The following is a 239-nucleotide window of genomic DNA, read 5'->3' as shown; positions in this document are numbered from 1 at the left end:
ATCATACTGTATATAATAACAGTATGGTTATTCGCAAAGCTTATAAATTTCGTTTAAAAACAACACCCGATATTAACGCTAAAATGGTGCAATATGCGGGAAATTGTCGATTCTTGTGGAATAAAGCCTTAGCGATTAACTTATTTAAGTTACAGAATAAACAAAAAATTTGCTACTACCAAGAGTTGGATTTCTTTTCCAAACTTTGGAAAAAAAAGCGAGGAGTATGGCTTTTTAAC

1 protein-coding gene is annotated in these 239 nt (G+C 31.4%); it reads left to right on the top strand.

The features are described from left to right. Nucleotides 1-239: helix-turn-helix domain-containing protein (locus tag AAEY78_RS14880; RefSeq protein WP_352340259.1), on the top strand; the 239-nt coding region annotated here is incomplete at both ends.

The sequence above is a fragment of the Psychrobacter sp. 16-MNA-CIBAN-0192 genome (assembly GCF_040309565.1).
Classification (GTDB): domain Bacteria; phylum Pseudomonadota; class Gammaproteobacteria; order Pseudomonadales; family Moraxellaceae; genus Psychrobacter.
The sequence above is the reverse complement of the archived record's forward strand: the minus strand, read 5'-3'. Positions and strand labels throughout refer to the sequence as shown.